Genomic DNA, 23,435 nt, shown 5'->3' on the forward strand with positions numbered 1-23,435 from the left:
ATTAATTTATTGAGGGAGGCTATACATGGAGTGTCGATCCGAGTTTCACAATTCTTTATGATTTCACTGGAAGTATTACAGTACAAAACGCTTCAACTTTACAAGTGATAGATTCGGAAATAGTGAGTTGCTCTGGCGCACTCGGGTCTTCTTGCGGCGGCGAAGTTTATTTTTCCCTAGACAAAAACGTAACATATATTGCAACACTTACAGGTATTGCACAAGACATCGATGGTAGAAAATGGGTTGTGGCAGGTGGCGGATGTTCCGTTAGTTATTTGTGGAGATAGTTATTTATGGATGGTTTAATGAACGATTTTTATTTAGTAAACCATTGCCCGGTATCATTCAACTTTTTACTGTTCATTAATCGATTCTATAAGTATGAACCCATAGATGAATTAAAAACTGTTAGCTTAGATGCAAAATTCGCTCAAGGACTGCTGGTAACAGATGTATTTGTATCTCGACTTTCAACTGTGTGGGAAAAGTATATCGAGTTGTATGAAAGTATTAAGGAAAATAACAGCATGCAGTACAATATTATAGAATCAAATTATCAAAGCATCTTGAATAATACCAGTGTGTTATTTAGGCATGATGAGAGCGGAACAAGAACATTGAATCAAGCGTGGAGCATATTTATCAGTTGGTTCTGGTATCCTCATTGCGGTATTTTCAGCCAGCTAAACAATATTTCAAATGAAATTATTACAGAGGTTAAACTTAATCGTCCACTTAGCAAAAACATATCCCTTCAAACGGTATTCGATGATATTCCGTATCATTTGCCTCACAAAGGCGAGAACTTTGTGATAATTCCAATTAGCCAGTTAGTTAGTAAAAACAAAACGGAACTTGTAAATGATAAGCTCAATACAATCCTTACGTTATGACCGCTAACAGAGTCATAAGCAAGAAGACAACGGAAACCCGAGAGCCTAAGCCCTCGGGCTACTTCTTTTTCCGATCTGCGCGCAGGGTATCGACGCCAGATGTCTTGATTCCCACGTAAACGTCAATAACCCCAGGTCTATCATTGTACTGGGTCACGAAATGATACTTCAATATAATATCGAATGCGAGCTTGAGCCCTCAGATTATTAATGTAACTGACAGAATACTCGTAAGACCTATTATTTTTCTCTTTAGTTTCAATTCTAAACTCTCCCATTTGATATTTAGATATATCTCTATCGCGCCCTTTTCCACCATTTTCACAGGCTCATCCAATACCCAGCGCCACGCACAAATCCCCGGCCTCCTGCACCTCATACCCTTCGTTATGGAAGTAATCTTTCAAAATCTCTCTAAGTATCGGTTCGTCTTCAACAATCAGAATGGTGTTGCCCTGCATCGCCACGCTCCGTATCTATCCTGGCTTCAGGCCCGTATTTTGTCTCCATCATACGGCGATTTCGGCGTTTAGGCAATGATCCGGAGCGCAGCCGGAGACATGCGAGGGCGGCTGCGGACGTCATCGCGCATCCTCAGCCGCCCTCGCGACGGACATTGTCGCTTTTTGTCTAAGATAATATGAAATTACCCCGAATGATCATCGTGCATTACCCAAAAAAATCGTGCAAAATTACCCATCATGATCGCTAGGGTAAAACGTATGATTTGAAAGATTCCGATACCCTTCGTAGTGACGACGCGAAGGGCGGAGACGGGAGATGCTGAAGATGAGTCAAGTCGAGACGATAAAAGATTTACAGGCGAAAGGGCTGGGGCCAGTAGCGATCGCCGAACGCCTGAATATCACACGAAAGACGGTTAGTAAATACATGGCGGAAGATGGATTCCAAGAGAAGCCCAAAGCTCCGAACGCAGAGTTGCCCTCAAAACTGGATCCATTCAAGCCGCTGATCCAGCAATGGCTGGAAGAAGATCGAAAGAACCGGTATAAGCAGCGCCATACCGCGATGCGTATTCATAAGCGGCTAACTGCAGAATGTGCAGGTTATGACGCTTCATATCCGCTCGTACAGCGCTATGTGAAAAGCCTTCGGGAGCACCGCTACCAGGAAGGTACGCTCGAGCTGGACTGGCGGCCAGGCGAAGCACAGGTGGACTTCGGTGAAGCCGACTTCTACGACGCCAGCGGCGAGAAACGGATGTACAAGTTCCTCTGCGTCAGCTTCTCATATAGCAATGCCGGATACGTGCAGCTCTTCGGAGGAGAGACGGCGGAATGCGTTGCGCATGGTCTCCAAGACTTGTTCCACCGCATTTCCTTTACCTGCCCAAATCGTCCTTTGCCGCCTGCCGCTACACGCGTGTGAAGACCGACGGCTACGGTAAGTTTCTGATTGACGGCAAGCACTTCTACTCATCCTCCCCGGAGTGGGCTGGCCGGGAACTGGTTGTCCGGATCGGTGCTCACACGGTCGAGCCGCTGGCGCCTAGTGGCGACCCGATTAGCACGCACATTCGCATGTTCGGCAAGCAGCGTACCGACAACGTCGATGTGCGAACGACGCTTAGCCGACTGCTGCAGAGTCCGGGAGCCTGGCGGAACAGCCTCATTCGGAAAGCTCTTCCTGACCGCCTGCGTGATGAAATGGATCTGCTCGACCGCGCTGGGCTGAAAGAAGCCCTAAGCACGATGAACGATTTGTCCGGACGTTACGACTTCGACACGGCCATTGGGGCCATGGAGCAAGCGGCGGAACTCGGAAGACTGACGAGTGCGAACAGTGTGGTGCTGGCAGCCAGGCTGGCTACATTCGAGCCTGAAGAGAGCAGCAGCGTGAATCTCGACATCTACGACAAGTTGCTCGAGTCTGTGGGAGGTGTTGTCCAATGAGCCTGACCCGCGAACGCGAGACGCTCCGGAGTGAAATCTCCGCATTCTGCAAGAAGCTCGTGCTCAGCCAGCGCGCGGTGACGCTATGCGAGACAGAAGCAACGCCCAAGCAAGAGGAGTTTCTGCACCGCGTGCTCGCCGAAGAGATGGAGAGCCGGGAACGCAGCCGCCGGAGCCGGCTCATGAGCCGTGCGGGGTTTCCGGTATACAAAACGCTAGACGGCTACGACCGGCATGGCGTGAAGCTGCCGTTGTCGCTGCAATGGAGCGATTTGACGGAGGGCACTTTCATTCAAGGCCGCCGCAATCTCGTGCTTTACGGTCCGGTCGGCACCGGCAAGACTCACCTCGCGATTGCGACGAGGCTTCGAGCTTGCGAGCTTGGCATGACCGTGAAGTTCTACACCGTGGCAGAGCTCGTTATGCGTCTGGCCGAAGCTAAAAGAGCCGGCACACTCGAGAGGCTCATGACCGAGATCCAGCGGACCCAGCTTCTCATTCTGGACGAGTGGGGATACATACCTGTCGACAAGGAAGGCTCGCAGTTGCTGTTTCGTGTCATTGCCGACAGTTACGAGAGCCGCAGCCTCGTTATTACCACTAATCTCGAGTTTTCCAAATGGGGCTCCGTCTTCACCGACGACCAGATGGCCGCTGCCATGATTGACCGGCTGGCGCACTACGGCCATCTGCTCGTATTTGAAGGCGAGAGCTACCGAATGAAACATGCTCTGATGAAAGAGCGTTAGGAGGCGACTGCAATGAACCGACAAATTGAGGCCATGGACTTGGCTGAAATGGAAGCTGCCATTGAGCGTTTACGAGAAGAAATCCGAAAGCTACAAGAGGAACGCTATGCACTTGAACAAGAAAATCTAGAACTGTACCGCAAGCTCACAACACCTGATTTCTGACGCCGAAAGAAAAATACCCATGAGAATGATGGGTAAAAATGCACGATTTTTTTGGGTAATTTCACTTGACGAAATACATTTGGATGCTGGTCGGTACATTAGATAGGAAATTAAAGCAAAAAATCCTTTGCACTCGGTGCTGTAACCCTGTCCCCATCCGTCGAGTTCATATTCAACATCCATTGGCGCTACCTGGTATACACATCCTTTGGCGTTAACATGTGCAGCAGCGGTTTACCTGCTTGATACCGTCTTATATTTTCGCAAATGATATCCAATGATCGAGCAACCACATCCGACATCTTCGGCGTACTATGAGGTGTAATCAGCAAATTGGGCGCATCCCAAAGCCGGGAGTCTGACGACAATGGTTCTTGGTCAAAGGTGTCCAATTCGGCGCCGCCGATCCTTTTCTCATATAGAGCTGAAATTAAAGCATTTTCGTCGACAATAGGACCGCGCGCCAAATTGATCAAGAAGGCGGTCGGCTTCATTAAACGAAATTCTCTTTCCCCGATCAAATGATGCGTATCGTCGGTCAATCGGACAGACAACACGACCACATCGCTTTCCCGCAGCAGATCATCTATTGTATCTCCGCGCTCCGCGCAATATAACGTGTCTACACCAGGAGGCAATTCGGTTACACTGTGGCGATATCCCACAACACGCATCCCAAAAATATCTAAAGCAAATCCGAAATATGTAGCGTGAACCTCTAACCGTTGCCAGTTCTTCAACGTCCACAATTCGGCAATCGGTCTATGTTCTTGTCAGCAATCGGTAATCGGCCCATGTTCTTGACATCGCCAAATGACAAGAACTTGAGCCGATAAAATAAAAAGCCCGCGCCAGACGCGGACTTCATTCGGCCTATGTTCTTGTCACCCGACAAAGATTTTTATTCGCTCTATTCGACTCTGATATTGCGTAACATATTTGCTTATCCACTGGAAGCTTCTTCTTTATACTGTGTTATTAACGGAAAACAAGCCCCCTTCGCTGCTGTTGCGAAGAGGGCTTGCCGTTCATCGGATGAGACGATGAATTGGCACGATTACACTTGAATGATCCGCCACTTCTGATTGTCGCCGCCCCACCAGTCGTATATCTGAACGTTGTCGCCGTTCGCGGAGCCTGATACATCCAATGCCCTGCCGCTGGCGCGATTCACGATCCGGTATTGATCGCCGTTGCCGGTGTAGACGATGCTCCATTGTTGATTGTCGCCGCCCCAGTAATCATATTGCAGTACGTTGGCGTTATTACCTGTGCCTCCGGCATCCAGCGCCTTGCCGCTGTTCACGTTCACGATGCGGAAGTAGTTGCCCACAGCCTCGATCCTCCACTTCTGGTTGTTGCCGCCCCAGTAACTCCACACGTCCACGTTGGCGTTATTGCTCGTAGATTGCTGGTAGACGTCCAATGCCAGATCATTATCGACGCTGACGATGCGGTATTGGACGCTGCTGCTGCCGGTCACCGTACCCGTCCCTGTGTCGATGTCGAGACTTGGATAATAGTTCATTGAGAGCGATGTATTCGTTGGGAATGTTAGCGGCAGCCACACGTAACGCGAATTGTTCACGCTGTCCCCCCACGCTCCGGCCCAACGGTCGCCCATGTACAAGTAAGACGTCGTCGAACTGCCGACGACCGGAATGACGAATGCGGACTGCGAGCCGTAAGTCGTGGAATCGCCGAGGTTAGACAGTCCCGACCAAGTCCCTTCGATGCTGGACGCCGTCGCGTACTTCGCCTGGTTCGGACTCCAGCCCGTCGCCGCGGACGTAATGGCGAAGTAGGTGGAGCCGCGCTTGAAGACGGCCGGAGCCTCACGGTATGCGCCTTCCCACAGGGTAGTCACCAGTTCCTCCGCATTGAGGAAGTCCGGAGTTAGACGGAATACGTTCATGTCGGAGTTGGTACCGCTCCCCTTGGTGGATGAGAACAGATAGGCCGTTCCGTTGTCGTTGAACACCGTCATGTCCCGCGACTCGTATCCGAGCGGCCGGAAGCTGCCAAGATACGTATACGGTCCCTCAATATTCGAGGCGGTAGCGACGGCAACGCGCCCTTCCGTGTAGTCCGAGCCGTTCTCCTTATGCATCCACATGACGTATTTGCCCGTTGAGCTGTTGTACAGCAGCTTCGGACGCTCGATATTGGCGGTGGCGAGTTCGCCGCCCATGCTCTTGCTCAGCAAGTTCGCGCGGAATTGCCAGTTCTTCAAATCCGTCGAACGATAGAGGGAGACGAGATTCGTACCGTCCCGATTCTCGCCTAACCAGTAGTAGTAGCTGCCGACCTTGATCATGCCTCCGCCATGTGCGTGAACGATGTGGCCGTCCGTGTCCGTGAATTGGATGCCGTTCGTGACGCTGACGCTTGCCGCATGAGCTAAATTTGGATAAGAGACAGTGGAGCAGGTGAAGCCGAAGAGCAGAAGCGCGGCCATCAGGAACGTGAATACGTTGCGACGCGGCCGAAGAACGATTCGATTCATAATGTCCCTCCTGATTCATGGAATTTTGAAATCAAGTAAGCGCGTGCATCATTCTGAGGGCTCGATATTCTATTGAGAAGCGGGCCCGATCCATCTCACGCCTCCTTTCTTGAGTCCCAATTTACAGGAATTGTCGTCAAAACTTAAAGTTCACAATGAACAGATTACTGAACATTTCTGTGATTTATTACTGAAAGATGCTGACATTTCTGAACCATCTTGACCGATAGGCAATACTGTATAGCATTGAATGACAAACAAGCCGCGATAGACGCGGCTCTTCATGAGATAAAATTCTTTGACAGATTAAACGTCATGGGAGCCGCGCTGAATCAGCCGGCCCTCGTGGAACACGGCGATGTCATGGCAGGTATTCTCCGCTCCATTTGGACAATCCTTCCAATTCGGCAGACAGCCTGTTCTTGACATCGCCATCGCCGAGAACTTGCTCCTACAAAATAAAATACCGCGCTAGGCGCGGAAATGATTAAAACGTATTAAATACATTCTCACATTCTTCTACGGTCGGTTGATAAAAACAGTGCTTCTTCCATCGTCCTACGAGCGGCTGATCGTACCAATTCTGCGGGCATGGTCCAGGATTATCGTACGTTCCTGGACGGAAGTACCATAGGGAGAATTCGGCCGGCCAATTCCTCTCCCCATTCACAGCCCGCTGCGCCAGCCGGCGTTCCCGATCCCTCGCGCTCTGATAGAACATGCCATGCTGCAGCGCTTCGAATGCATGCGGCTGGTTAATCATCTGCGGAATGGTCCGGAGTCCTTTAAAGTCGGAGCAATTCGCTCTTATTCGGTTAATGCCGACATTGCCAACAAGGAGCATCCCCATCTCGCCTTCAGCTTCAGCTTCAGCTCGAAGTAACCTGGCCAACATATCGATATCCTGTTTCCTGGCTTTCACGACTGCCATCGGCTCACCTCTTCGGATTTCTAGACCCATCATATTGCGAGAGAAGCCGATGTGTGACTCTGGCCTATGCCAAACATATTCCTCCTTCCCGCACTCTTGTCATCACCAACCAAAAATGTTGATTTGTGTATCGCGTCGCGTTGTGGTATCATAATTAGATCAGAAATAGAGACCCTAAATTCACATAATGAACGGTTTCTCATTAGGAGGATAATTTAACAAATGCAGACAGGAACAGTAAAATGGTTTAACGCGGACAAAGGCTTTGGTTTTATCGAAGTTGAAGGCGGCAGTGACGTATTCGTACACTTCTCCGCAATTCAAGGCGATGGATTCAAGACGCTCGACGAAGGCCAGCGCGTTCAGTTTAACGTGACTCAAGGCAATCGCGGGCCTCAAGCTGAGAATGTAGTCAAGCTGTAATCCATGTTAATGAAGCTGCCCCTAACCCTGTGTTAAGGGCAGCTTTTAAATTAAAGGAGGGGATTCATGTTGGCTTATCGTGGTAAACCGGTAGAAGATCTCCCACATGAAGAGACGGTAATCTGGAGCTGCACGCTTAAGGATTGCAAAGGATGGATCCGTGATGATTTCTCATTTGAGAGTGTGCCTGTGTGCTCGATTTGCCAGTCGCCAATGGTGAGAAGCGTGAAGATGCTTCCGACCATTATCAATACGAACAAAAGACGGAGTTGAATACTTCGTTATACAGTTAAGCTGTTTAGCCATAAAGACAAGGCATCCTCTCTTCTTCAGAAGCGGATGCCTTGTTCGTTATTCCCAAGCGCGACCTCGCGCAGCTCTCTTCTAGTCCGTCTCGGTTGCACATAAACTTAATTTGGCTTCGAAAATCGTTCCTTGTTCATCGGTCCCGCTTCCCCGGAACCAGATGCTGCCGTCTACGACATTCGTTCGTTCGACGACAATCCGCTCAAACATGTGCACTTCGCGATGATACAATTATAGTCGGATTCGGCGGAGCCGATTCGGTAAGTGCGGCTATAATAATGTTCTGAGTGCTTGATGGCTCAAGCTTCTTCTTCATCCGATGATTCATTATTCATCGTCCATCCCTTTGCCGGCCAGAATGTGCGGGATATACTTCTCGATTCTTGACTCGCGAGTCTTGGATTGCTTGGCTTGCGATATATAGAAGATATACGCACGCTGCCTTCCCGGCGTTAAGGCTTCAAAGGCTGACCTCAACTCCGGGATCTCGGCGAATTTATTATCCAATTCTTCAGGAATGGCGTAATCGGAATGCTTCTTCATCTCGACTTGCAGGCCGGCTTTCTCGACTTCAATCGCTTCGTCGATATAAGACTTGATGATCAGCTGCATCTCATCGATCTCTTCGGCGTTGGCGAATCGAATCTGGCGGGCTGCTTGCACATTCTCCGTCTGCTGAATGAGGATGCCGTGAGGATCCTTTAACAACGCGCCCTTGTGGAACAGAAGCGCGCAATATTCCTTAAATCCATGGATTAAGACGACGTTCTTCCCCTCGTACGTGTAACAAGGATGCATCCACTTGAAGTCCTCGACCAGCTCGCAGTCCAGAACGATCTCCCGCAGCTTCGCGAATTCTTCCTTCCATTTGTCCGCCTTGCGGAAGAACGGATCAATCTTCGGATTCCTGATCCCTCTTGTCATATCGATTCACCTCTATGCTTCAAGCGATTATAGTTCCAACACTTTGGCCAATTCGCCGCACCATTTGCCCCAGCCATACTTAGCGCCGTTGAGCGCTTGCTCGCTCGAGAGTCCGGATTGCTCGAGATGAAGGTTGACCTTGCCGTCTCCCAGGTCCTGCAGCGTCCAGGTAACCGTGTGCGTCTCCCCGCTTGACCACGTATAGGACAACCGATGAGGCTCCTCCACGATCAACACTTCGCCTTCAATGATGCCGTTCCAATATTCATTAGGCTCCGTACGGAATTGGAACCGATGACCGACGATAGGTTGAAAATCATTCTCCATCGGCTTCCCGGTATGAATGTTCGCCACCCACTTCGCCAGCTTGCTGGAATCGGTCAAAGCGGACCACAGCTTCTCGATCGACGTCTTGTACTGATAATCCAAGGTTAACGTTAAACTCATTCTTCTTCCTCCTCTAATAGTTGGTTCAAACGCAGCAGATTCTTCTGCCAGAACTTGCGGTAGTACGCCGCCCAGTCTTCAATCTCTCGGAGCGGAGAGGCATGAAGCCGATATCGCGTCTCTCGGCCGACCTTGCGGTCCGTCACCAATCCTGCCTCTCTCAGAATGGCTAGATGCTTGGATACCGCGGTTCGGCCCATCGGGAACTGCGCCGTCAATTCGTGAAGCGGTACTTCATCGGCCTCCGATAACAATTGAATGAGCCGGCGTCTGGTCGGGTCTGCAATCGCGTCAAATACATCCCGCAACGGATTGTTCTCGCTCACAACACCCTCTCCTATTGTTCTGTCAACTCCCGAACTAGCCACCATTTGGTGTCGCTTTTATTATAAGACACCGTTTGGTGTCTTGTCAATCGCCTGTGGATAGAAGGCAGCTGACAATCGACAATCGACAGAATCCATATTAGCCGCTATACTGGTAATCAAATCATTCTGTAATCCAGATCATTATATTTTGCAGATAAGGTGTTGATATGGATGAAGCACGAAGCACCCCGCGCCCCCTTCAATGGCAAGCCTCCACTCGTCATAGACGATCATCAGCAGCGTCTGCTTCAGAGCGCTCTTCGCATCACGATCATGCATGCGCTTGGAGATGAGCCGAAGACAGCCAAGCAAGTAGCGGATCAGCTCCACAAGACTCCCGGCAATATTCATTACCATATTCAGAAGCTGTACGACGGCGGTCTGCTTGAGATGGTCGACACGCGGATGAACGGGGGCATCGTCGAGAAATATTACAGAGCCAGAGGCACACGGTTCCACTACCCCGGCCCGAAGGAGGACAGCCACCGGGAAGCGGACACCGTCATGGACTGGCTTAGCAGGCTTAGCTTGTCGCCGGATGACGTTCAAGCCTTCACGCAGGATGTGATTCGTCTGCTCGAGAAGTGGGAGCAGCGCACCGGAGACGGAGACGAATATGCCGTTAACATCCGCGTCGGACGAATTGGAGGAGCCTGAGCATGGACACGCAGACAGCAGCCGTTACCGATGAAGCTCTACATACATCTCCGGGATTGAGCAACTTCCTAAAGCCGCTCAGGCAGTCGAGAGAATTCACCCTCCTGTGGCTCGGACAGTGGGTTGCGATACTAGGCAGTACCGTCACGACGGTCATACTGCCGCTTCTCATCTATTCCATAACGGGTTCTACTACCGTTATGGGACTTGCGATGACCATCTATATGCTGCCGAATGTGCTCGTCCTTCCGTTCTCCGGTTGGCTGGTCGATCGGGTTAGCCGGATACGTCTCCTCCTCATTACGAATGGAACCCGATTTGTCCTAATGTCGGCAGCATGCGTGACAACACTGACAGGGAATATGAATCTTCCGCTTCTATTCGCGGGACTTGCCTTATACGGATTGATGGACGGCATCTTTAATCCTGCCTATTCGGCTCTTCGGGCCCAGGTGCTCACTCCGGATATTCGCAATGCCGGCAACGCCTTGTCCCAGATCTGCGTTCAGGCTGTTCGGCTTCTAGGCCCTCCGCTTGGCGGAATCATCGTATCCTTCACTTCGGCCGGCGTCGGCTTCGGCGTCGACTCCGTGACCTATCTGATCTCCTTCGCCTGCTTCTGGATGCTATCGATCGCATTGGGCCGATTGTCTTCTATTCAGCGTGCCAATGTTCAAGAGCAATCCGGATTTCTGGCGGACTTCATCGAAGGCTTCGCGGTTCTGCGGAGAATACCCTGGCTCTGGATCACCATATTGGCCTTCTGCTTCATTAACATTTGTTATACCGGGGTTATTGCCGTACTCGTCCCATGGCTGTTCAAGATCCATCATGGCTACAGTCCCTTTGTCTATGGGCTTGCGATGGCCGGTACCGGTGCTGGTGCGATCCTCGGGGCGATCGTGTACGGTTCGAGGCAGAACTGGAAGCGACGCGGCCTGATCGCCTACGGCGGAGCGTTCCTCAGCGGTCTTGCTCTCGTTCTGCTATCAGTAATCACTTGGACACCCGGCCTAATCCTGATCATGGTTCTTGAAGGCTTCGGCATCATCCTGTTCGCGATGATATGGGAGACCAGCCTTCAAGAGCTCGTGCCGACTGAGGCCTTCGGAAGGGTAGCAAGCCTGGATATGCTCGGCTCCTTCGCGCTGCTTCCCGTTGGTTATATGGCCGTCGGCGCGCTTGCAGACCGAATTGGAGGGTTACTGACGATTCAACTGTTCGGACTCGTCGGAATGGGCATCGTGGCTGCCGTCTTATGCATGCCGTCTATCCGCCGATATCAATAAGGAAGCCAAGAGGGTATTCTAGAGGCGCACCGGCCAACAGAATACCCTCTTCTGCTTAGGGGATCGCTATCTTCACTAGGCGATTCGCCTCTTAATACATCTTGTTGTGGACCATGATCCAGATTGAGCCGGCGACCACGGTCACGACAACGACGATGCCAAGGATTAACGCCATTAAATTGTAGCGGGGCCCTTTCTCTTCGCGCAAGTGCATGAAGAACAGCAGCTGGACGGCGAATTGCAGCACCGCCGTGATGAGGATGACGAGCAGAGCCGGCATTCCCGTCATCCATCCGTTCAAGACGACCAGCAGCGGAATGAGCGTTAAGATGATGGATAGCGCGAAGCCGATCGCATATTCTGGTAACGACCCATGCCCGCCTTCATTCGCCTCATGAGCGTGCCTGCCTTGCGTAGCCATCTCACATCACCCCCATCAGATATACGACGGAGAACACGAAGATCCACACCGCGTCTAGAAAATGCCAATACAAGCTCGTGATCTGCACCTTGCGCGTCGTTACCGGAGTTATGCCGTGACGGCTCAGCTGCAGGATGATCGCGAGAATCCAGAAGAAGCCGACCGACACGTGCAAGCCATGCGTGGCTACAAGCGTGAAGAAGCCGGACAAGAAGGCGCTGGTGCGGATCGTGTGTCCTTCCGAGATAAGCGCCAATAATTCGGACATCTCAAGTCCGATGAAGCAAGCGCCGAGCAGAATCGTCACGGCCAGCCAGCCAATCAATCCTTGTCGGCTCCCCTTGTTCAGGGACAGCACGGCTAACCCGCTCGTGAAGCTGCTTGTCAGCAGGATGAAGGTCTCGGCGATAACGCCGGGCATCTCGATGATATCCTTCGGCCCCGGTCCGCCGGCTGTGCCTTCTCTCAAGACGACGAAGGTCGCGAACAAGACGGAGAACAGGATGCAGTCCGTGATCAGGAAGAGCCAGAAGCCGAACTTGCGAAGCTCCTCCAGATCGTGATGCCCGTCCTCATGGACAAGTTCATTCGTGTGGTTGGCGGAATGCGTCATCAGACCGTCCTCCTCGCCTCAGCTTCCGTGCGTTGGATCTCATCCACGGGTATGTAATAGTCGGTATCGTAATTGAACGAATGTGCGAGCAAAGTCGCCGCGACGCCCAGCAAGCCCGGGATCGCGAGCCATAGCCAATGGAACACGAGGCCGAATCCGGCCGTGAACCAGCAGACCGCTTGGATGAACGGTAGCGCGGAGTTCTTCGGCATATGGATGGGACTCAGCGGCTGCTGCTTCTTCGAGGCTTTGCCCGCGGCATTGCGCTGCTTCTCTTCCCACCATTCGTCGCGCTCCGTCACAACAGGCGTGATCGCGAAGTTGTAGATCGGAGCCGGCGACGGAATCGACCATTCCAGCGTACGGCCGCCCCACGGGTCTCCGGTCGTATCCTTCTCCATGAATCGAATGCTATGGGCGATCTGCCATACCGTGAACAAGAAGCCTAGCCCCATGAGGAAGCCGCCGATCGTCGATGTGAAGTTCAGCCCCCACCATCCGGTATCCCATCCGTACGTGCTGATCCGGCGGGTCATGCCGTCCAATCCGACGACGTATTGCGGCATGAAGCAGACATAGAAGCCGATGTTCCAGATCCAGAACGCCCACTTGCCGATCGTCTCATTGAGCTTAAACCCGAACATCTTGGGCCACCAGTAGAACAGTCCCGCGAAGTACCCGAACGCGACGCCCCCGATCAACACCTGGTGGAAGTGCGCGATCAGGAAGTAATTGTTGTGGAACTGGAAGTCCGCCGGCGCGACCGACAGCATTACCCCCGTCATCCCGCCGAGGACGAAGCAAGGAATGAACGCGATCGTCCACATCATCGGTGTCGGGAAGGATATTCGGCCACGGTACATCGTAAAGAGCCAATTGAAGATTTTCACACCTGTCGGGATGGCAATGATCATCGTCGAGATCGCGAAGAACGTATTGACGTCAGCCCCGGAGCCCATGGTGAAAAAGTGGTGCAGCCACGTGTAATACGACACCACGCTGATGGCCATCATCGCGAATACCATCGACGCATAGCCGAACAACCGCTTCTTCGAGAAGGTCGCGACGACCTCCGAATAGATGCCGAAGGCGGGCAGAACGACGATATACACTTCGGGGTGCCCCCACATCCAGATCAGGTTGACGTACATCATCGAATTACCGCCGCCGTCCATCGTGAAGAAGTGCGCGCCCAGATACCGGTCCACGAACAGCAGCGCCAGCGTCACCGTCAAGACGGGGAACGCGATGATGATCGCGATGCAGCTTGCCAGCACCGACCAGGTGAACATCGGCATCTTGGACCAAGTCATGCCGGGGGCGCGCATCTTGACGATCGTGGCGATGAAGTTGATCCCGGTCATGAGCGAACCAATGCCGGAGATCTGCACGCCCCATATGTAGAAGTCCTCCCCTACGCCGGGACTTCCTGTCATCTCCGAGAGCGGCGGGTACGACAGCCAGCCTGCGTCGGCCGATCCTCCGATGACGAAGGACATGTTGAACAGCATCGCGCCGAAGAAGAACAGCCAGAAGCTCAGCGCATTCAGGAACGGGAACGCAACGTCGCGAGCTCCCAATTGGAGCGGAACGGCGATATTGAACAAGCCGAACATAAGCGGCATCGCCATGAACAGAATCATGATGGTGCCGTGCGTCGTGAACACTTGATTGTAATGCTCGGGCGAGAGGAACTTCATATCGGGATAAGCAAGCTGTGTCCGAAGCATCAAAGCATCAAAGCCGCCGCGGAACAGCATGAGCAGGGCGGAGATAATGTACATGATGCCGACCCGCTTGTGATCGACGGTCGTTAACCACTCGCGCCACAGCCAGCCCCACTTCTTGAAGAACGTCAAGACGAATAGGATGGCGATTACCGTCATCACGATGGAGACGTCCGCCCCGTAGATCAATGGATCGCCTGTGACGAAGAACCAAGAAGCGAAGTCTTTGAGGTTATCCAGCACGGATACTTCCCTACTTTCGTTGGTCTTGGGTCGTGCCTGAGCCGTCGATCAGATGACCGTGACGGCCGGAGCGGCCTGCCTGGCCGGCATGGACGCTAGGCTCCGAGTCCGGAGCGAGCTGTCCCCCTTCGGTATGCTCCTTCGCAAGCTCGCCGCTTAGCGTGATCGCCTTCTGATCAATGCCCGCCGGAGCTCCGCGGCTCATGGAATACTCGTGTACGATCTTGTGGAATAACCCTTGGGGAATGGACGCGAACGTCAGCTTATCCGCAACCCCGGGCTGAGCCAGCAGTTGATAGTTATCCTCCGTAAGCACGTTGCCGCTGGACTTCGCTTCCGACACCCATTGGTCGAAGTCGGCTTTCTTAACCGCTTCTGCCGGGAAGGCCATCTTCGCGAACTCGCGTCCGGTGAAGTTGCCCCCGGTCCCCAAGTAGGAGCCCGGCTCGTCGGCCTGCAGGTACAATGTCGTCGCCATTCCGGACATTGTATAGATCATGCCGCCAAGCTGTGGGACCCAGAAGCCGTTCATCGGTCCGTCGGAAGTCAGCTCGAACCGGATGGGGGTCTTCTCCGGAATGACCACATAGTTGACGGTCGCAATGCCTTGCTCCGGATATTGGAACAGCCACTTCCAATTCAGCGACGTGACTTGGATGGTGACTGGCTTGACATCGGATTTAAGCGGCTTGGCGGGGTCCAGGGCGTGGGTGTATCTCCCCGTCACGATCGCCAAGATCAGAATGATCACGATGGGGACTCCCCACCAGATGACCTCAAGCTTCGTGTTGTGGGACCATTCAGGCTGGTAAGGGACGCTGCCGCTTCTCTTCTCGCGATATCGCCATAGAATCCATACCGTGAGCAGCAGCACCGGTACGATCACAATGAGACACAGGCCGATCGTAAAGTAGATCAGGTCCCGCTCTTGCGCGCCTACCGGCCCCTTCGGATCGAAGACGATCATCGATTGGCAGCCGGAAGACCCAAGGGCAAGACCCGATAGCGCCAAGCATGCGGCGATCCGCCGGATTACCGACACGAATGTCATAGGTCACTCTCTCCCTGATTCGGATTTGCGCTTGTGCACCAGATTCATCGCCGTACCGATGATGTAGACGAACACGCTGCCAACTAGAAATCCGATACCTGCCATCAAGGAGGTATTGTTATCGCTAAAATGACTGAGGCGCACTAAGCAAAGCGCCACTCCCACGAGAAATCCAGCCCACGCGGCGATCTGCATCACCAAGAATAAGGATCTGCCTTCCCGCTCCGGACCTTTCGCCAAGTCCTCTGCCATGCAATCTTCACTTCCTTCGTTGCATCATGATCTTGAGCATTATCCCCAATCCGATCCTCTTCTAGGCTTTGCCTCAGGATGAAAACTATGCATTCCCGTATGAGATACCGCCTGAGATGCCGCTTACGATCTGTGCTATGATGATTGGGATAGCATGAGGTGCGAAGATGGACTAATGGAGGAATGGATGGCATGTGGACGCTCGACCGGCAGAGCAAGAGACCGCTCTACGAACAAATCGCAGATCATATCGAGCAGAGGATGCCTACGGGGAATTCCCTCCGGGCAGCCAGCTTCCATCCGAGAGGAAGCTGGCGGAACAGCTGGGCGTCAATCGCAGTACGAAGCTGCTTGATGAGTCGATCAGGAATGGTGAATTCGCTGAAGCGCTGCGGCATTTAACGGGATAACGAGATCTATCAAGCCACGGCCCCTGAGCCAATCGCTCAGGGGCCCAAATTTTATGAATCTATTAACGCAGGAACGCTAGGAATATGACGAGAATAACGATGATGCACAAGACATAAATGACAAGAAGGCGGCCCCATTTCCTCGTTGTGCCGCTGCCATAGCCTGTATTCTCCGTCTGATTCTCCTTCGACTGCCCGATCGCGATCGTGGCAATTGCGCCGGCAAGCATGACGATGATCACTAGTCCGATTAAATAATCCATCAGGTGTCCCTCCCCCTCGTTCATACGCAATATAGCAATATTTCTATGCTTCGTAACCATCCATTTTGGCTCGAACTGTCCCATCCTCTTTATTAAACAGCAAAGAACGGCCCTCAGGCTAGTGCCATTAAGAACCGTTCATTCACGAATCGCACCAGTAAGCCCTCCTGCCGAACGGTTATCCGGCATTCCTCGCCATGATAACCGCCGAACGGATATAGTCGTCCATTCGAGCCCCAGGCACCCAATCTTTAATGAATTCGCGGGACTCGTCTTTGGGTTCGACGACAATATCGACAAATCCGCTTCTCTGGATCATCTCGCGAACCTCTTCAACGGTGGAAGCCCCAGATACGCATGCTGCCAACGAATCACGGTCTTGACTGACTTCTGCAGGCATCTCCGCCGTCATCACAACGTCGGAGACGGCTAACCGGCCGCCACTTCAATACCCGGTACGCTTCATGGAACACCTGTTGTTTGTCCGGTGACAAATTGATGACGCAATTGGATAGAATGACATCGATAGCGCTATCTGGTATAGGCAGATACTCGATCTCGCCAAGCTTAAGCGACGCAATGATCGAGACCCCTCCGATTACATTGGAGGAGTGCAGCAATCGGAGCTTTGGTTCATCGCTGCGGTGAGAATACGAAGGCTCTCTAGAACTTGATCGCGTTTGTCAACTGGAATATGCTGGAATAACTCTTCAATGTAATCCTCCATCGCTGCCGCTATCACTTGAGACTGTTCCTCTCCCGCTGGCGTCAAATTCAGAACGACATAGCGGCGGTCTTTAGGATCAGGAGAGCGGCTGACATAATCTCCTTCGACCAGTTGCTGGACCTGACGGCTTAGGGTGCTGTTATCAACGGATAGAACCGCAGACAGGTCATTCAGCGACATGTTCGCCCTGCGTCCAAGCTCATATAGCACATGGCTCTGGATGACGGATATCCCGCAGCACTGCGCACCGTCCTTCTGAAGAAGGCCGAATCGTCGGACCAACAGTTGAAGCAGCTCTCTAACGTTTGCTTTTGCCGTTAAAGTTCTCATTCTCATCACCTAGTGCGGTTATACCATGATTAATCCCAAATCACAACTATTTCATTCGCAAAATAATAGGATTGCGCGTTGCACAGCTTATGGTCAAAATGCTCTGTCCGCGAAGGACAGAGCATCTTCTACATGATTATGCGTCATTCATTAGCCATTATCGAAGATCGAAGCGGTCGGCATTCATGACCTTGACCCAAGCAGCGATGAAGTCGCGTACGAACTTCTCTTGGTTATCATCCTGCGCATATACTTCCGCTACGGCGCGGAGAATCGAGTTCGATCCGAACACAAGATCCACTCGCGTTGCGGTGCGCACGACTTCGCCGGTCTTCCGATCGCGTCCATTATAGACGCCAGCTTCTGTCGGCTCCCACACGACGCCCATGTCGAGCAGGTTCACGAAGAAATCACTCGTCAGCGTGCCTACACGATCCGTGAAGACGCCATGCTTCGTGCCGCCGAAGTTCGTGCCGAGAACGCGCATGCCGCCGATCAGAACCGTCATCTCCGGCGCTGTGAGGCCGAGCAGCTGCGCCTTGTCTACCAGAAGTTCTTCCGAGGTAACGCTATACTCCTGCTTTTGATAGTTGCGGAACCCGTCGGCGACAGGCTCCAGCACGGCGAAGCTGTCCGGATCCGTTTGCTCTTGCGTCGCATCGCCGCGACCTGGAGCGAATGGAACTGTGACGTCAAAGCCTGCATCGCGCGCAGCCTTCTCGACAGCGGCGCTGCCGCCCAGCACGATCAGATCGGCCAAGCTAACCTTCTTGTCCAGATCGAATTGAATGCCTTCCAGAATCTTAAGCACCTTCGCCAATTGCTCCGGTTGGTTCACTTCCCAATCCTTCTGCGGAGCGAGGCGGATGCGGGCACCATTCGCGCCGCCGCGCATATCCGAGCCGCGGAAGGTGCTGGCCGAAGCCCAAGCCGTCGTTACCAGCTCGCTGACCGTAAGCCCCGAATCCAGAATCTTGGCCTTGATCTCTTCTACTTCCGTGTCCGTCAATTTATAATTAACCGCCGGAATCGGATCTTGCCAGATATATTCTTCTTGAGGAACTTCCGGACCGAGATATCTTGCGCGAGGCCCCATATCGCGGTGCGTCAGCTTGAACCAAGCGCGAGCGAATGCATCCGCGAATTCCTCCGGATTCTCGTAGAATCGGCGAGCAATCTTCTCGTATACCGGATCATAACGCATGGCCAAATCCGCGGTGGTCATCATGGTCGGAACGCGAACGGACGAATCTTCCGCATCCGGCGCAAGATGTTGTTCGGCCGGATTAACAGCCTTCCATTGATGCGCGCCTGCCGGGCTCTTGGTTAGCTCCCATTCATATCCGAACAGCATCTCGAAGTAACCGTTATCCCACTGTGTAGGGTTCGGGGTCCAGGCTCCTTCGATACCGCTGCCGATCGCGTCGCGCCCTTTGCCTGAGCCATGCGTGCTAAACCACCCTAAGCCTTGCGCTTCGATAGGAGCAGCTTCCGGGTTCGGCCCCACTTTAGCAGGATCTCCCGCGCCGTGCGCCTTGCCGAACGTGTGGCCGCCAGCCACAAGCGCAACCGTCTCTTCATCGTTCATGCCCATGCGCGCGAAAGTCTCGCGGATGTCGCGAGCGCTCGCAAGCGGATCCGGATTGCCGTTAGGGCCTTCCGGATTGACATAGATAAGACCCATCTGTACGGCTGCAAGCGGATTCTCCAGCTCGCGATCGCCCGTGTAACGATTATCGCCTAGCCATTCCTTCTCGCTGCCCCAATAGACGTCTTCTTCCGGATGCCAGATATCGGCGCGTCCTCCGCCGAAGCCAACCGTTTTGCCCCCCATAGATTCAATAGCGACATTCCCTGTCAGAATCAACAGATCGGCCCAGGAGATCTTATTGCCGTACTTCTTCTTAATCGGCCACAGCAGACGACGATATTTATCAATAAGGACATTGTCAGGCCAGCTGTTCAGCGGAGCGAAGCGCTGCGAGCCAGTTCCGCCGCCGCCGCGTCCGTCGCCCGTACGGTAGGTTCCCGCGGAATGCCAAGCCATGCGGATGAAGGCCGGACCATAATGGCCATAGTCCGCTGGCCACCATTCTTGGCTGTTCGTCATCAGATCGCGAAGATCCTGTTTGAGAGCAGCGTAGTCTAACTTCTTAAATTCCTCTGCATAATCAAATTCTTCTCCCATCGGATTGGATTTGCGGTCATGTTGATGGAGAATGTTCAAGTTCAGCAGATTCGGCCACCAGTCTTGGTTCGTCGTACCGCTGACTTTGGGGCTGGTAGCGCTTCCATGGAATACTGGGCACTTTCCGGTACTAGTCGTTACCTTCGGGTCCATGAGCACATCTCCTTTAGATTGTAATAATGATAAAAAAAGATTTCCTCTAACTTATTTATTAAAGCAATTTACAGGAAAAAGCAACCATAAGATTGCATTTTTATTTTATCACCATCCGATTCTGAAGATTGTATCGGAATGTTGAACATCAAATAGACTTAGTATGGGAAGTAGATCACTGCGCGACCGGGTTATTCTGCGGCCTTAGGCAGTCCTCCCTCTGAATGCGGCGCACCACACGAAGAGACGAGAAGCGAATCGCTTCTCGTCTCTTCCGTAATGGTTGTCTTATCGGTATCCCTTCACTTGCAACGAATCGATGCGTTTGAACTCATAGCCGCGGGCTCTAGCCTCGTCGATGATTCTCCCCAATGCCTCGGCGTTGTCCCGCGAGACGGCATGAAGCAGAATGACCGCTCCCGGATGAAGCTGATCGACCACGCTCGTGTACGCATAGTTCCAGCCCATCTGCCGATTCGTCTCCCAATCCCGGTAGGCAATAGACCAGAAGACGTTGGTGTAGCCGAGCCCCCGGCATACGCCGAGCAGCCGGTCGCTGAAGATGCCGCGCGGCGGCCGGACGAACTGCATCGCACCCTGACCCGTAATTCGCGCCACTTCACGGCTTACCTTCTCCAGCTCCTCCTTAACTCGCGCAGGAGGCTCCTGCGTCAGATCGGGATGGCTCCATGAATGGTTGCCGATCAGATGGCCCTCCGCCGCCATACGCACCAGCAGATCAGGCTGATCCTTGACGTAATGCCCTGTAACGAAGAAGATGGCTGGCACCTTCTTCTCCTTTAGAACATCGAGAATCTGCCCGGTGTAGCCATTCTCGTAGCCGTTGTCGAACGTCAAATACAGCTCCTTCTTCTCCGTGTTGCCCAAGAAGATGGCTCCATGCTTCCGCAAGATCGGCATGAAGCCTTCCTCTGCTATGGAGGGGAGCTGTCCACCCTTGCTCTTCTTAAAGCCGAAATGATAAGGTCCGCCGCTGCCGTTCGCCGTTGACGGCATCACCGTCCATAACATACAAGCGAATATCGCCACCGCCAATACGACCGCTGCATTCCTTCTCATCGTCATCACCCCTGATTAAGACTTACAGGTTAACCTTAGTCGAAATCAGGCTGGCTATGCACAGGTTGGAAATCAATTCTTAGCACAAACTCCTTGTCCTGCTATTCGCACTCAAACATACTGCTTAATGGCTTGCTGAAGCTTCATTGCCAGTCCCAGCTTCCCTTCCACTTTGAGCGCTCCCGTCATGAACGCCATCATAGCGTTTAAGTCGTCTCGCAGCAGCTTCTTCAAAGAAGCAGATGTCAGGGTAAGCGTACAGTCGGACGGCTCCGGAGCGCCTTCCGAGATCGACACGGCACCGTCTCGAATGGCCGCTTGATAGGTGCCGCCGTCGTTAAGATTGAATTGGAATACGTTGTCGAACGATTGGATCGCCTCCGGATTCTCGTTCATGCGCTCCGCCATTCGGCGCAATTCTTCAAGCACACTCATGCCACATCCTCCTCAGCCGTTATAGGTAATAGGAAAATGCACATCACCATCATATTTTGGAATTATTACTAGTTTATCATATATTTATTGAGAAAAAAGCAACGTTCACACGCACACGCAGCGATCTAACTCACTTCTAGGATCAAGCGCTCCAACCCGGGATCGTCCAACAGCCACTGTGTTTTGGTCCACTTGCTCATGACGGGCGTGCTGTCATACCTCCGAGCCATGGTAAAAGGGGAACATATTCCAAATTAGTATACACTTTTACCCATCTATAGGGCAGCTATAATCAGAACCAGAAGATAGGAAGGGAGAGCGGCATCATGATTAAAAAGGCGAATCGATTAGCGCAGACGTTTAACGGCTTCCATCCGGTGGCATGGGGAGTCATTGTGGGGACTTTGCTGGCTCGCACCGGGTTCTTCATGACCATTCCGTTCCTCGGAATATACTTGGGGAAAGTCAAGGGTATCGATCCGGCCACGGTCGGGGCCATTCTGGGCATCAGCTTGTTCATTGGCACGTGGAGCAGCTTCGTCGGAGGGGCTTTGTCCGATCGGCTGGGACGCTATCCGGTCATGATCGCGTCTATGGCCGTCTGGGGATTCGTCTTCGTCGGGTTCGCCTTCGCCGAAGCGACTTGGCTGTTCTTCGCGCTCAGCGCGATGAACGGGCTGTGCCGCAGTATCTTCGAGCCGGCGGCTAGAGCGCTGCTGGCGGATGTCACGCCGGCGGAGAAGCGCACCGATGCGTTTAACGCCCGATACTTCGCGATCAATCTAGGCGGCGCGATCGGACCGCTGATCGGACTGAAGCTCGGAGCGGGCGGAACGACCTCTGCCGCGCCATTTCTGCTCAGCGCTTCAATCTATGGAGTCTATGCCGTGCTGCTTGTCTACTTCGGCGTCGTCTTGGCGCTGCAATATCCGTTAAGCCGGTTCATGAAGCGCTTCCCCGCCATGACGGCGCTGAAGCTCGGCTGCTTGCTGTTCGGGCTGGGACTGTTCGGACTCGGCGCTTTCGACCATGTCGTCCTGCTGGTGCTTGCGATGGCAGTATTCACTAGCGGGGAGATTCTGTGCTTCGTCATCGGAGATGTACTGATTGGCGAGATTGCGCCGGAGCATCTGCGCGGCACCTACTACGGCGCCAGCGGCTTCGCCTATATTGGCCAGAGCGTCTGCGCCTGGTTCGGAGGCTACCTGCTGAAGGAGCTCGGCTTTGACCAAGGCATGCTGATCTTCGGCATCCTGATGCTGCTCGCGTTCGCCGCCTTCCCGTTCTTCCACAGGGGACAGCAGCTGCGCAGCCGCCAGACGAAGCTTCAGGCAGCGAGCGCAGCAATTCGATCCGCTAATGCAAATGCTTAACAACTTTAATGATTAATGACCTGAATCTTTGTGTATAGCTATTTGTTGCTCAGCAGCTCGTAAACCATCGCCTTCATGGACGAGACGGTTGTTCTCTTATATTGCAGCCCTAGCCGGAGCACCCGCAATTGCTGTCTGCGGGATAGATGCTGGAAGCGGGGCTCCTGCTTCAAGAACCTGCGGATAATCGCCCAGCTGCTAGCCGGCGTGTGTTCCCGCTTCAAATACGGCACCTCATAGGGCAGCTTGCGCTTGCGCACGCGATGCACCAATGAGGCGAAATGAGCCGAAGCTTTGCTCTCGTCTATCAGACAAGGAGCGGCTGCCTTCCTCGAATGCTTCTTCAGGAACTCGTAGTGGCTGCTGCCGCTTACCAGGACGTAGCCGCCTTGTTTGCGGCTCTTGCGCACGACCATCAGATGCATGCAATCCCGTGCGGTTCTTCGAAGCTCCTTCATTCGCTTCGTGAGCTGGACAGACAATCCGGGCTTAATCTTGCTAAGGGGGATATATTGCACCGTATATCTCATGAGAGCATTCGCCCCTTTAGTTTTTCCTTATGTATATGCCCTTCCTCCGCAAATTGCATCTTCAC

The 23,435-nt window shown here is 52.9% G+C and carries 28 protein-coding genes and 3 pseudogenes; 11 read left to right on the forward strand and 20 right to left on the reverse strand.

Annotated features, from left to right (window positions below):
• Positions 1-296: 296 nt before the first annotated feature.
• The gene (locus H4Q31_RS11955) at positions 297-896 is read left to right on the forward strand and encodes a hypothetical protein (protein ID WP_185179304.1); all 600 of its coding nucleotides are present in this window, start codon (positions 297-299) and stop codon (positions 894-896) included.
• Between the two features lie 335 nt (positions 897-1,231).
• Here the strand turns inward: H4Q31_RS11955 and H4Q31_RS11960 are convergent.
• Positions 1,232-1,357: pseudogene (locus H4Q31_RS11960) on the reverse strand (DNA-binding response regulator); the annotation flags it as partial.
• A gap of 328 nt (positions 1,358-1,685) precedes the next feature.
• On the opposite strand from H4Q31_RS11960, the gene H4Q31_RS21365 reads away from it, so the two are divergent.
• The 4 genes from H4Q31_RS21365 to H4Q31_RS11975 are packed head-to-tail and all read left to right on the forward strand — an operon-like array spanning position 1,686 to position 3,723.
• Complete coding sequence (locus H4Q31_RS21365) at positions 1,686-2,285, forward strand: hypothetical protein (protein WP_209703638.1); 600 nt, start codon at positions 1,686-1,688, stop codon at positions 2,283-2,285.
• Complete coding sequence (locus H4Q31_RS21370) at positions 2,195-2,809, forward strand: hypothetical protein (protein ID WP_209703640.1); 615 nt, start codon at positions 2,195-2,197, stop codon at positions 2,807-2,809. The genes H4Q31_RS21365 and H4Q31_RS21370 overlap by 91 nt, the downstream gene beginning before the upstream one ends.
• A complete protein-coding gene (gene istB, locus H4Q31_RS11970; protein WP_185179305.1) occupies positions 2,806-3,558 on the forward strand; it encodes an IS21-like element helper ATPase IstB in 753 nt (250 codons plus the stop codon). The genes H4Q31_RS21370 and istB overlap by 4 nt, the downstream gene beginning before the upstream one ends.
• Before the next feature lie 12 nt (positions 3,559-3,570).
• A complete protein-coding gene (locus H4Q31_RS11975) occupies positions 3,571-3,723 on the forward strand; it encodes a hypothetical protein (protein WP_185179306.1) in 153 nt (50 codons plus the stop codon).
• A 188-nt stretch (positions 3,724-3,911) separates the two neighbouring features.
• Here the strand turns inward: H4Q31_RS11975 and H4Q31_RS11980 are convergent, their stop codons facing one another.
• From H4Q31_RS11980 to H4Q31_RS11990, 4 genes are all read right to left on the reverse strand, one after another.
• Positions 3,912-4,463: an NAD(P)-dependent oxidoreductase gene (locus H4Q31_RS11980; protein ID WP_185179307.1), complete on the reverse strand. Its 552-nt coding sequence runs from the start codon at positions 4,461-4,463 to the stop codon at positions 3,912-3,914.
• Positions 4,464-4,780: 317 nt separating this feature from the next.
• Positions 4,781-6,229 (reverse strand): RICIN domain-containing protein, encoded by a 1,449-nt coding sequence (locus H4Q31_RS11985; protein ID WP_245347479.1) that lies wholly within the window; start codon positions 6,227-6,229, stop codon positions 4,781-4,783.
• Positions 6,230-6,535: 306 nt separating this feature from the next.
• Positions 6,536-6,664, reverse strand: a complete 129-nt coding sequence (locus H4Q31_RS21645) for a hypothetical protein (protein WP_260440151.1) — start codon at positions 6,662-6,664, stop codon at positions 6,536-6,538.
• A gap of 52 nt (positions 6,665-6,716) precedes the next feature.
• Positions 6,717-7,160: a cell wall hydrolase gene (locus tag H4Q31_RS11990; RefSeq protein ID WP_185179308.1), complete on the reverse strand. Its 444-nt coding sequence runs from the start codon at positions 7,158-7,160 to the stop codon at positions 6,717-6,719.
• A gap of 222 nt (positions 7,161-7,382) precedes the next feature.
• On the opposite strand from H4Q31_RS11990, the gene H4Q31_RS11995 reads away from it, so the two are divergent.
• Complete coding sequence (locus H4Q31_RS11995; RefSeq protein ID WP_162357776.1) at positions 7,383-7,583, forward strand: cold-shock protein; 201 nt, start codon at positions 7,383-7,385, stop codon at positions 7,581-7,583.
• Between the two features lie 66 nt (positions 7,584-7,649).
• Positions 7,650-7,856: a cold-shock protein gene (locus tag H4Q31_RS12000; RefSeq protein WP_185179309.1), complete on the forward strand. Its 207-nt coding sequence runs from the start codon at positions 7,650-7,652 to the stop codon at positions 7,854-7,856.
• Between the two features lie 360 nt (positions 7,857-8,216).
• Here the strand turns inward: H4Q31_RS12000 and H4Q31_RS12005 are convergent, their stop codons facing one another.
• From H4Q31_RS12005 to H4Q31_RS12015, 3 genes are read right to left on the reverse strand one after another with little or no spacing between them, the layout of a single operon-like run.
• A complete protein-coding gene (locus tag H4Q31_RS12005) occupies positions 8,217-8,813 on the reverse strand; it encodes a YdeI/OmpD-associated family protein (RefSeq protein ID WP_185179310.1) in 597 nt (198 codons plus the stop codon).
• Between the two features lie 27 nt (positions 8,814-8,840).
• On the reverse strand, positions 8,841-9,260 hold the full coding sequence (locus tag H4Q31_RS12010; protein ID WP_185179311.1) for an SRPBCC family protein: 420 nt from the start codon (positions 9,258-9,260) through the stop codon (positions 8,841-8,843).
• Complete coding sequence (locus tag H4Q31_RS12015; RefSeq protein WP_185179312.1) at positions 9,257-9,586, reverse strand: ArsR/SmtB family transcription factor; 330 nt, start codon at positions 9,584-9,586, stop codon at positions 9,257-9,259. The genes H4Q31_RS12010 and H4Q31_RS12015 overlap by 4 nt, the downstream gene beginning before the upstream one ends.
• A gap of 213 nt (positions 9,587-9,799) precedes the next feature.
• Here H4Q31_RS12015 and H4Q31_RS12020 point away from each other — a divergent pair, with 213 nt between their 5' ends.
• Both H4Q31_RS12020 and H4Q31_RS12025 read left to right on the forward strand, forming a co-directional pair.
• Entirely contained in the window at positions 9,800-10,285 is a 486-nt protein-coding gene (locus H4Q31_RS12020; protein ID WP_185179313.1) for an ArsR/SmtB family transcription factor, read from the forward strand.
• 2 nt (positions 10,286-10,287) lie between these two features.
• Positions 10,288-11,574: an MFS transporter gene (locus H4Q31_RS12025; RefSeq protein ID WP_185179314.1), complete on the forward strand. Its 1,287-nt coding sequence runs from the start codon at positions 10,288-10,290 to the stop codon at positions 11,572-11,574.
• A gap of 91 nt (positions 11,575-11,665) precedes the next feature.
• Here the strand turns inward: H4Q31_RS12025 and cyoD are convergent, their stop codons facing one another.
• The 5 genes from cyoD to H4Q31_RS12050 are packed head-to-tail and all read right to left on the reverse strand — an operon-like array spanning position 11,666 to position 15,881.
• Positions 11,666-11,995 carry a cytochrome o ubiquinol oxidase subunit IV gene (cyoD, locus tag H4Q31_RS12030; protein WP_185179315.1) on the reverse strand — a complete coding sequence of 110 codons (330 nt, stop codon included), beginning with the start codon at positions 11,993-11,995 and terminating at the stop codon, positions 11,666-11,668.
• Between the two features lies 1 nt (position 11,996).
• Positions 11,997-12,608 (reverse strand): cytochrome o ubiquinol oxidase subunit III, encoded by a 612-nt coding sequence (gene cyoC / locus H4Q31_RS12035; RefSeq protein ID WP_185179316.1) that lies wholly within the window; start codon positions 12,606-12,608, stop codon positions 11,997-11,999.
• A complete protein-coding gene (locus H4Q31_RS12040; RefSeq protein ID WP_185179317.1) occupies positions 12,608-14,578 on the reverse strand; it encodes a cbb3-type cytochrome c oxidase subunit I in 1,971 nt (656 codons plus the stop codon). The genes cyoC and H4Q31_RS12040 overlap by 1 nt, the downstream gene beginning before the upstream one ends.
• Before the next feature lie 10 nt (positions 14,579-14,588).
• Positions 14,589-15,629: a ubiquinol oxidase subunit II gene (cyoA, locus tag H4Q31_RS12045; protein WP_185179318.1), complete on the reverse strand. Its 1,041-nt coding sequence runs from the start codon at positions 15,627-15,629 to the stop codon at positions 14,589-14,591.
• 3 nt (positions 15,630-15,632) lie between these two features.
• Positions 15,633-15,881: a hypothetical protein gene (locus tag H4Q31_RS12050; protein ID WP_185179319.1), complete on the reverse strand. Its 249-nt coding sequence runs from the start codon at positions 15,879-15,881 to the stop codon at positions 15,633-15,635.
• Positions 15,882-16,073: 192 nt separating this feature from the next.
• Between H4Q31_RS12050 and H4Q31_RS12055 the strand changes: the two are divergent.
• Positions 16,074-16,234, forward strand: a pseudogene (locus tag H4Q31_RS12055) (GntR family transcriptional regulator); the annotation flags it as partial.
• A gap of 119 nt (positions 16,235-16,353) precedes the next feature.
• Here the strand turns inward: H4Q31_RS12055 and H4Q31_RS12060 are convergent.
• The 6 genes and pseudogenes from H4Q31_RS12060 to H4Q31_RS12085 form a co-directional block, all read right to left on the reverse strand.
• Positions 16,354-16,554, reverse strand: a complete 201-nt coding sequence (locus H4Q31_RS12060; protein ID WP_185179320.1) for a hypothetical protein — start codon at positions 16,552-16,554, stop codon at positions 16,354-16,356.
• Between the two features lie 178 nt (positions 16,555-16,732).
• Positions 16,733-17,162: pseudogene (locus H4Q31_RS12065) on the reverse strand (methyltransferase domain-containing protein); the annotation flags it as partial.
• Positions 17,153-17,617: a MarR family winged helix-turn-helix transcriptional regulator gene (locus tag H4Q31_RS12070; protein ID WP_311771727.1), complete on the reverse strand. Its 465-nt coding sequence runs from the start codon at positions 17,615-17,617 to the stop codon at positions 17,153-17,155. The gene H4Q31_RS12070 and the pseudogene H4Q31_RS12065, both read right to left, overlap by 10 nt.
• 151 nt (positions 17,618-17,768) lie before the next feature.
• Positions 17,769-19,952: a catalase/peroxidase HPI gene (katG, locus tag H4Q31_RS12075; RefSeq protein ID WP_185179322.1), complete on the reverse strand. Its 2,184-nt coding sequence runs from the start codon at positions 19,950-19,952 to the stop codon at positions 17,769-17,771.
• A gap of 288 nt (positions 19,953-20,240) precedes the next feature.
• Positions 20,241-21,032 carry a delta-lactam-biosynthetic de-N-acetylase gene (pdaA, locus tag H4Q31_RS12080; protein ID WP_185179323.1) on the reverse strand — a complete coding sequence of 264 codons (792 nt, stop codon included), beginning with the start codon at positions 21,030-21,032 and terminating at the stop codon, positions 20,241-20,243.
• Between the two features lie 111 nt (positions 21,033-21,143).
• On the reverse strand, positions 21,144-21,467 hold the full coding sequence (locus tag H4Q31_RS12085) for an SCP2 sterol-binding domain-containing protein (protein ID WP_185179324.1): 324 nt from the start codon (positions 21,465-21,467) through the stop codon (positions 21,144-21,146).
• Positions 21,468-21,793: 326 nt separating this feature from the next.
• Here H4Q31_RS12085 and H4Q31_RS12090 point away from each other — a divergent pair, with 326 nt between their 5' ends.
• Positions 21,794-22,840 carry an MFS transporter gene (locus H4Q31_RS12090; RefSeq protein ID WP_185179325.1) on the forward strand — a complete coding sequence of 349 codons (1,047 nt, stop codon included), beginning with the start codon at positions 21,794-21,796 and terminating at the stop codon, positions 22,838-22,840.
• 38 nt (positions 22,841-22,878) lie between these two features.
• On the opposite strand, the gene H4Q31_RS12095 is transcribed toward H4Q31_RS12090, so the two are convergent.
• Positions 22,879-23,370: a hypothetical protein gene (locus H4Q31_RS12095; protein WP_185179326.1), complete on the reverse strand. Its 492-nt coding sequence runs from the start codon at positions 23,368-23,370 to the stop codon at positions 22,879-22,881.
• Between the last annotated feature and the right edge of the window lie 65 nt (positions 23,371-23,435).

This window comes from Cohnella lubricantis (assembly GCF_014212015.1).
Classification (GTDB): Bacteria; Bacillota; Bacilli; order Paenibacillales; family Paenibacillaceae; genus Cohnella; species Cohnella lubricantis.

Excerpts from the sequence above, each read along its gene's own strand:
- H4Q31_RS11955 (WP_185179304.1), top strand. The coding sequence starts at position 297 with ATGGATGGTTTAATGAACGATTTTTATTTAGTAAACCATTGCCCGGTA.
- H4Q31_RS21365 (WP_209703638.1), top strand. The coding sequence starts at position 1,686 with ATGAGTCAAGTCGAGACGATAAAAGATTTACAGGCGAAAGGGCTGGGG.
- H4Q31_RS21370 (WP_209703640.1), top strand. The coding sequence starts at position 2,195 with ATGCGTTGCGCATGGTCTCCAAGACTTGTTCCACCGCATTTCCTTTAC.
- istB (WP_185179305.1), top strand. The coding sequence starts at position 2,806 with ATGAGCCTGACCCGCGAACGCGAGACGCTCCGGAGTGAAATCTCCGCA.
- H4Q31_RS11975 (WP_185179306.1), top strand. The coding sequence starts at position 3,571 with ATGAACCGACAAATTGAGGCCATGGACTTGGCTGAAATGGAAGCTGCC.
- H4Q31_RS11985 (WP_245347479.1), bottom strand. The coding sequence starts at position 6,229 with ATGAATCGAATCGTTCTTCGGCCGCGTCGCAACGTATTCACGTTCCTG.
- H4Q31_RS21645 (WP_260440151.1), bottom strand. The coding sequence starts at position 6,664 with ATGGCGATGTCAAGAACAGGCTGTCTGCCGAATTGGAAGGATTGTCCA.
- H4Q31_RS11990 (WP_185179308.1), bottom strand. The coding sequence starts at position 7,160 with ATGGCAGTCGTGAAAGCCAGGAAACAGGATATCGATATGTTGGCCAGG.
- H4Q31_RS11995 (WP_162357776.1), top strand. The coding sequence starts at position 7,383 with ATGCAGACAGGAACAGTAAAATGGTTTAACGCGGACAAAGGCTTTGGT.
- H4Q31_RS12000 (WP_185179309.1), top strand. The coding sequence starts at position 7,650 with ATGTTGGCTTATCGTGGTAAACCGGTAGAAGATCTCCCACATGAAGAG.
- H4Q31_RS12005 (WP_185179310.1), bottom strand. The coding sequence starts at position 8,813 with ATGACAAGAGGGATCAGGAATCCGAAGATTGATCCGTTCTTCCGCAAG.
- H4Q31_RS12010 (WP_185179311.1), bottom strand. The coding sequence starts at position 9,260 with ATGAGTTTAACGTTAACCTTGGATTATCAGTACAAGACGTCGATCGAG.
- H4Q31_RS12020 (WP_185179313.1), top strand. The coding sequence starts at position 9,800 with ATGAAGCACGAAGCACCCCGCGCCCCCTTCAATGGCAAGCCTCCACTC.
- H4Q31_RS12025 (WP_185179314.1), top strand. The coding sequence starts at position 10,288 with ATGGACACGCAGACAGCAGCCGTTACCGATGAAGCTCTACATACATCT.
- cyoD (WP_185179315.1), bottom strand. The coding sequence starts at position 11,995 with ATGGCTACGCAAGGCAGGCACGCTCATGAGGCGAATGAAGGCGGGCAT.
- cyoC (WP_185179316.1), bottom strand. The coding sequence starts at position 12,608 with ATGACGCATTCCGCCAACCACACGAATGAACTTGTCCATGAGGACGGG.
- cyoA (WP_185179318.1), bottom strand. The coding sequence starts at position 15,629 with ATGACATTCGTGTCGGTAATCCGGCGGATCGCCGCATGCTTGGCGCTA.
- H4Q31_RS12050 (WP_185179319.1), bottom strand. The coding sequence starts at position 15,881 with ATGGCAGAGGACTTGGCGAAAGGTCCGGAGCGGGAAGGCAGATCCTTA.
- H4Q31_RS12060 (WP_185179320.1), bottom strand. The coding sequence starts at position 16,554 with ATGGATTATTTAATCGGACTAGTGATCATCGTCATGCTTGCCGGCGCA.
- H4Q31_RS12070 (WP_311771727.1), bottom strand. The coding sequence starts at position 17,617 with ATGAGAATGAGAACTTTAACGGCAAAAGCAAACGTTAGAGAGCTGCTT.
- katG (WP_185179322.1), bottom strand. The coding sequence starts at position 19,952 with ATGGACCCGAAGGTAACGACTAGTACCGGAAAGTGCCCAGTATTCCAT.
- pdaA (WP_185179323.1), bottom strand. The coding sequence starts at position 21,032 with ATGAGAAGGAATGCAGCGGTCGTATTGGCGGTGGCGATATTCGCTTGT.
- H4Q31_RS12085 (WP_185179324.1), bottom strand. The coding sequence starts at position 21,467 with ATGAGTGTGCTTGAAGAATTGCGCCGAATGGCGGAGCGCATGAACGAG.
- H4Q31_RS12090 (WP_185179325.1), top strand. The coding sequence starts at position 21,794 with ATGATTAAAAAGGCGAATCGATTAGCGCAGACGTTTAACGGCTTCCAT.
- H4Q31_RS12095 (WP_185179326.1), bottom strand. The coding sequence starts at position 23,370 with ATGAGATATACGGTGCAATATATCCCCCTTAGCAAGATTAAGCCCGGA.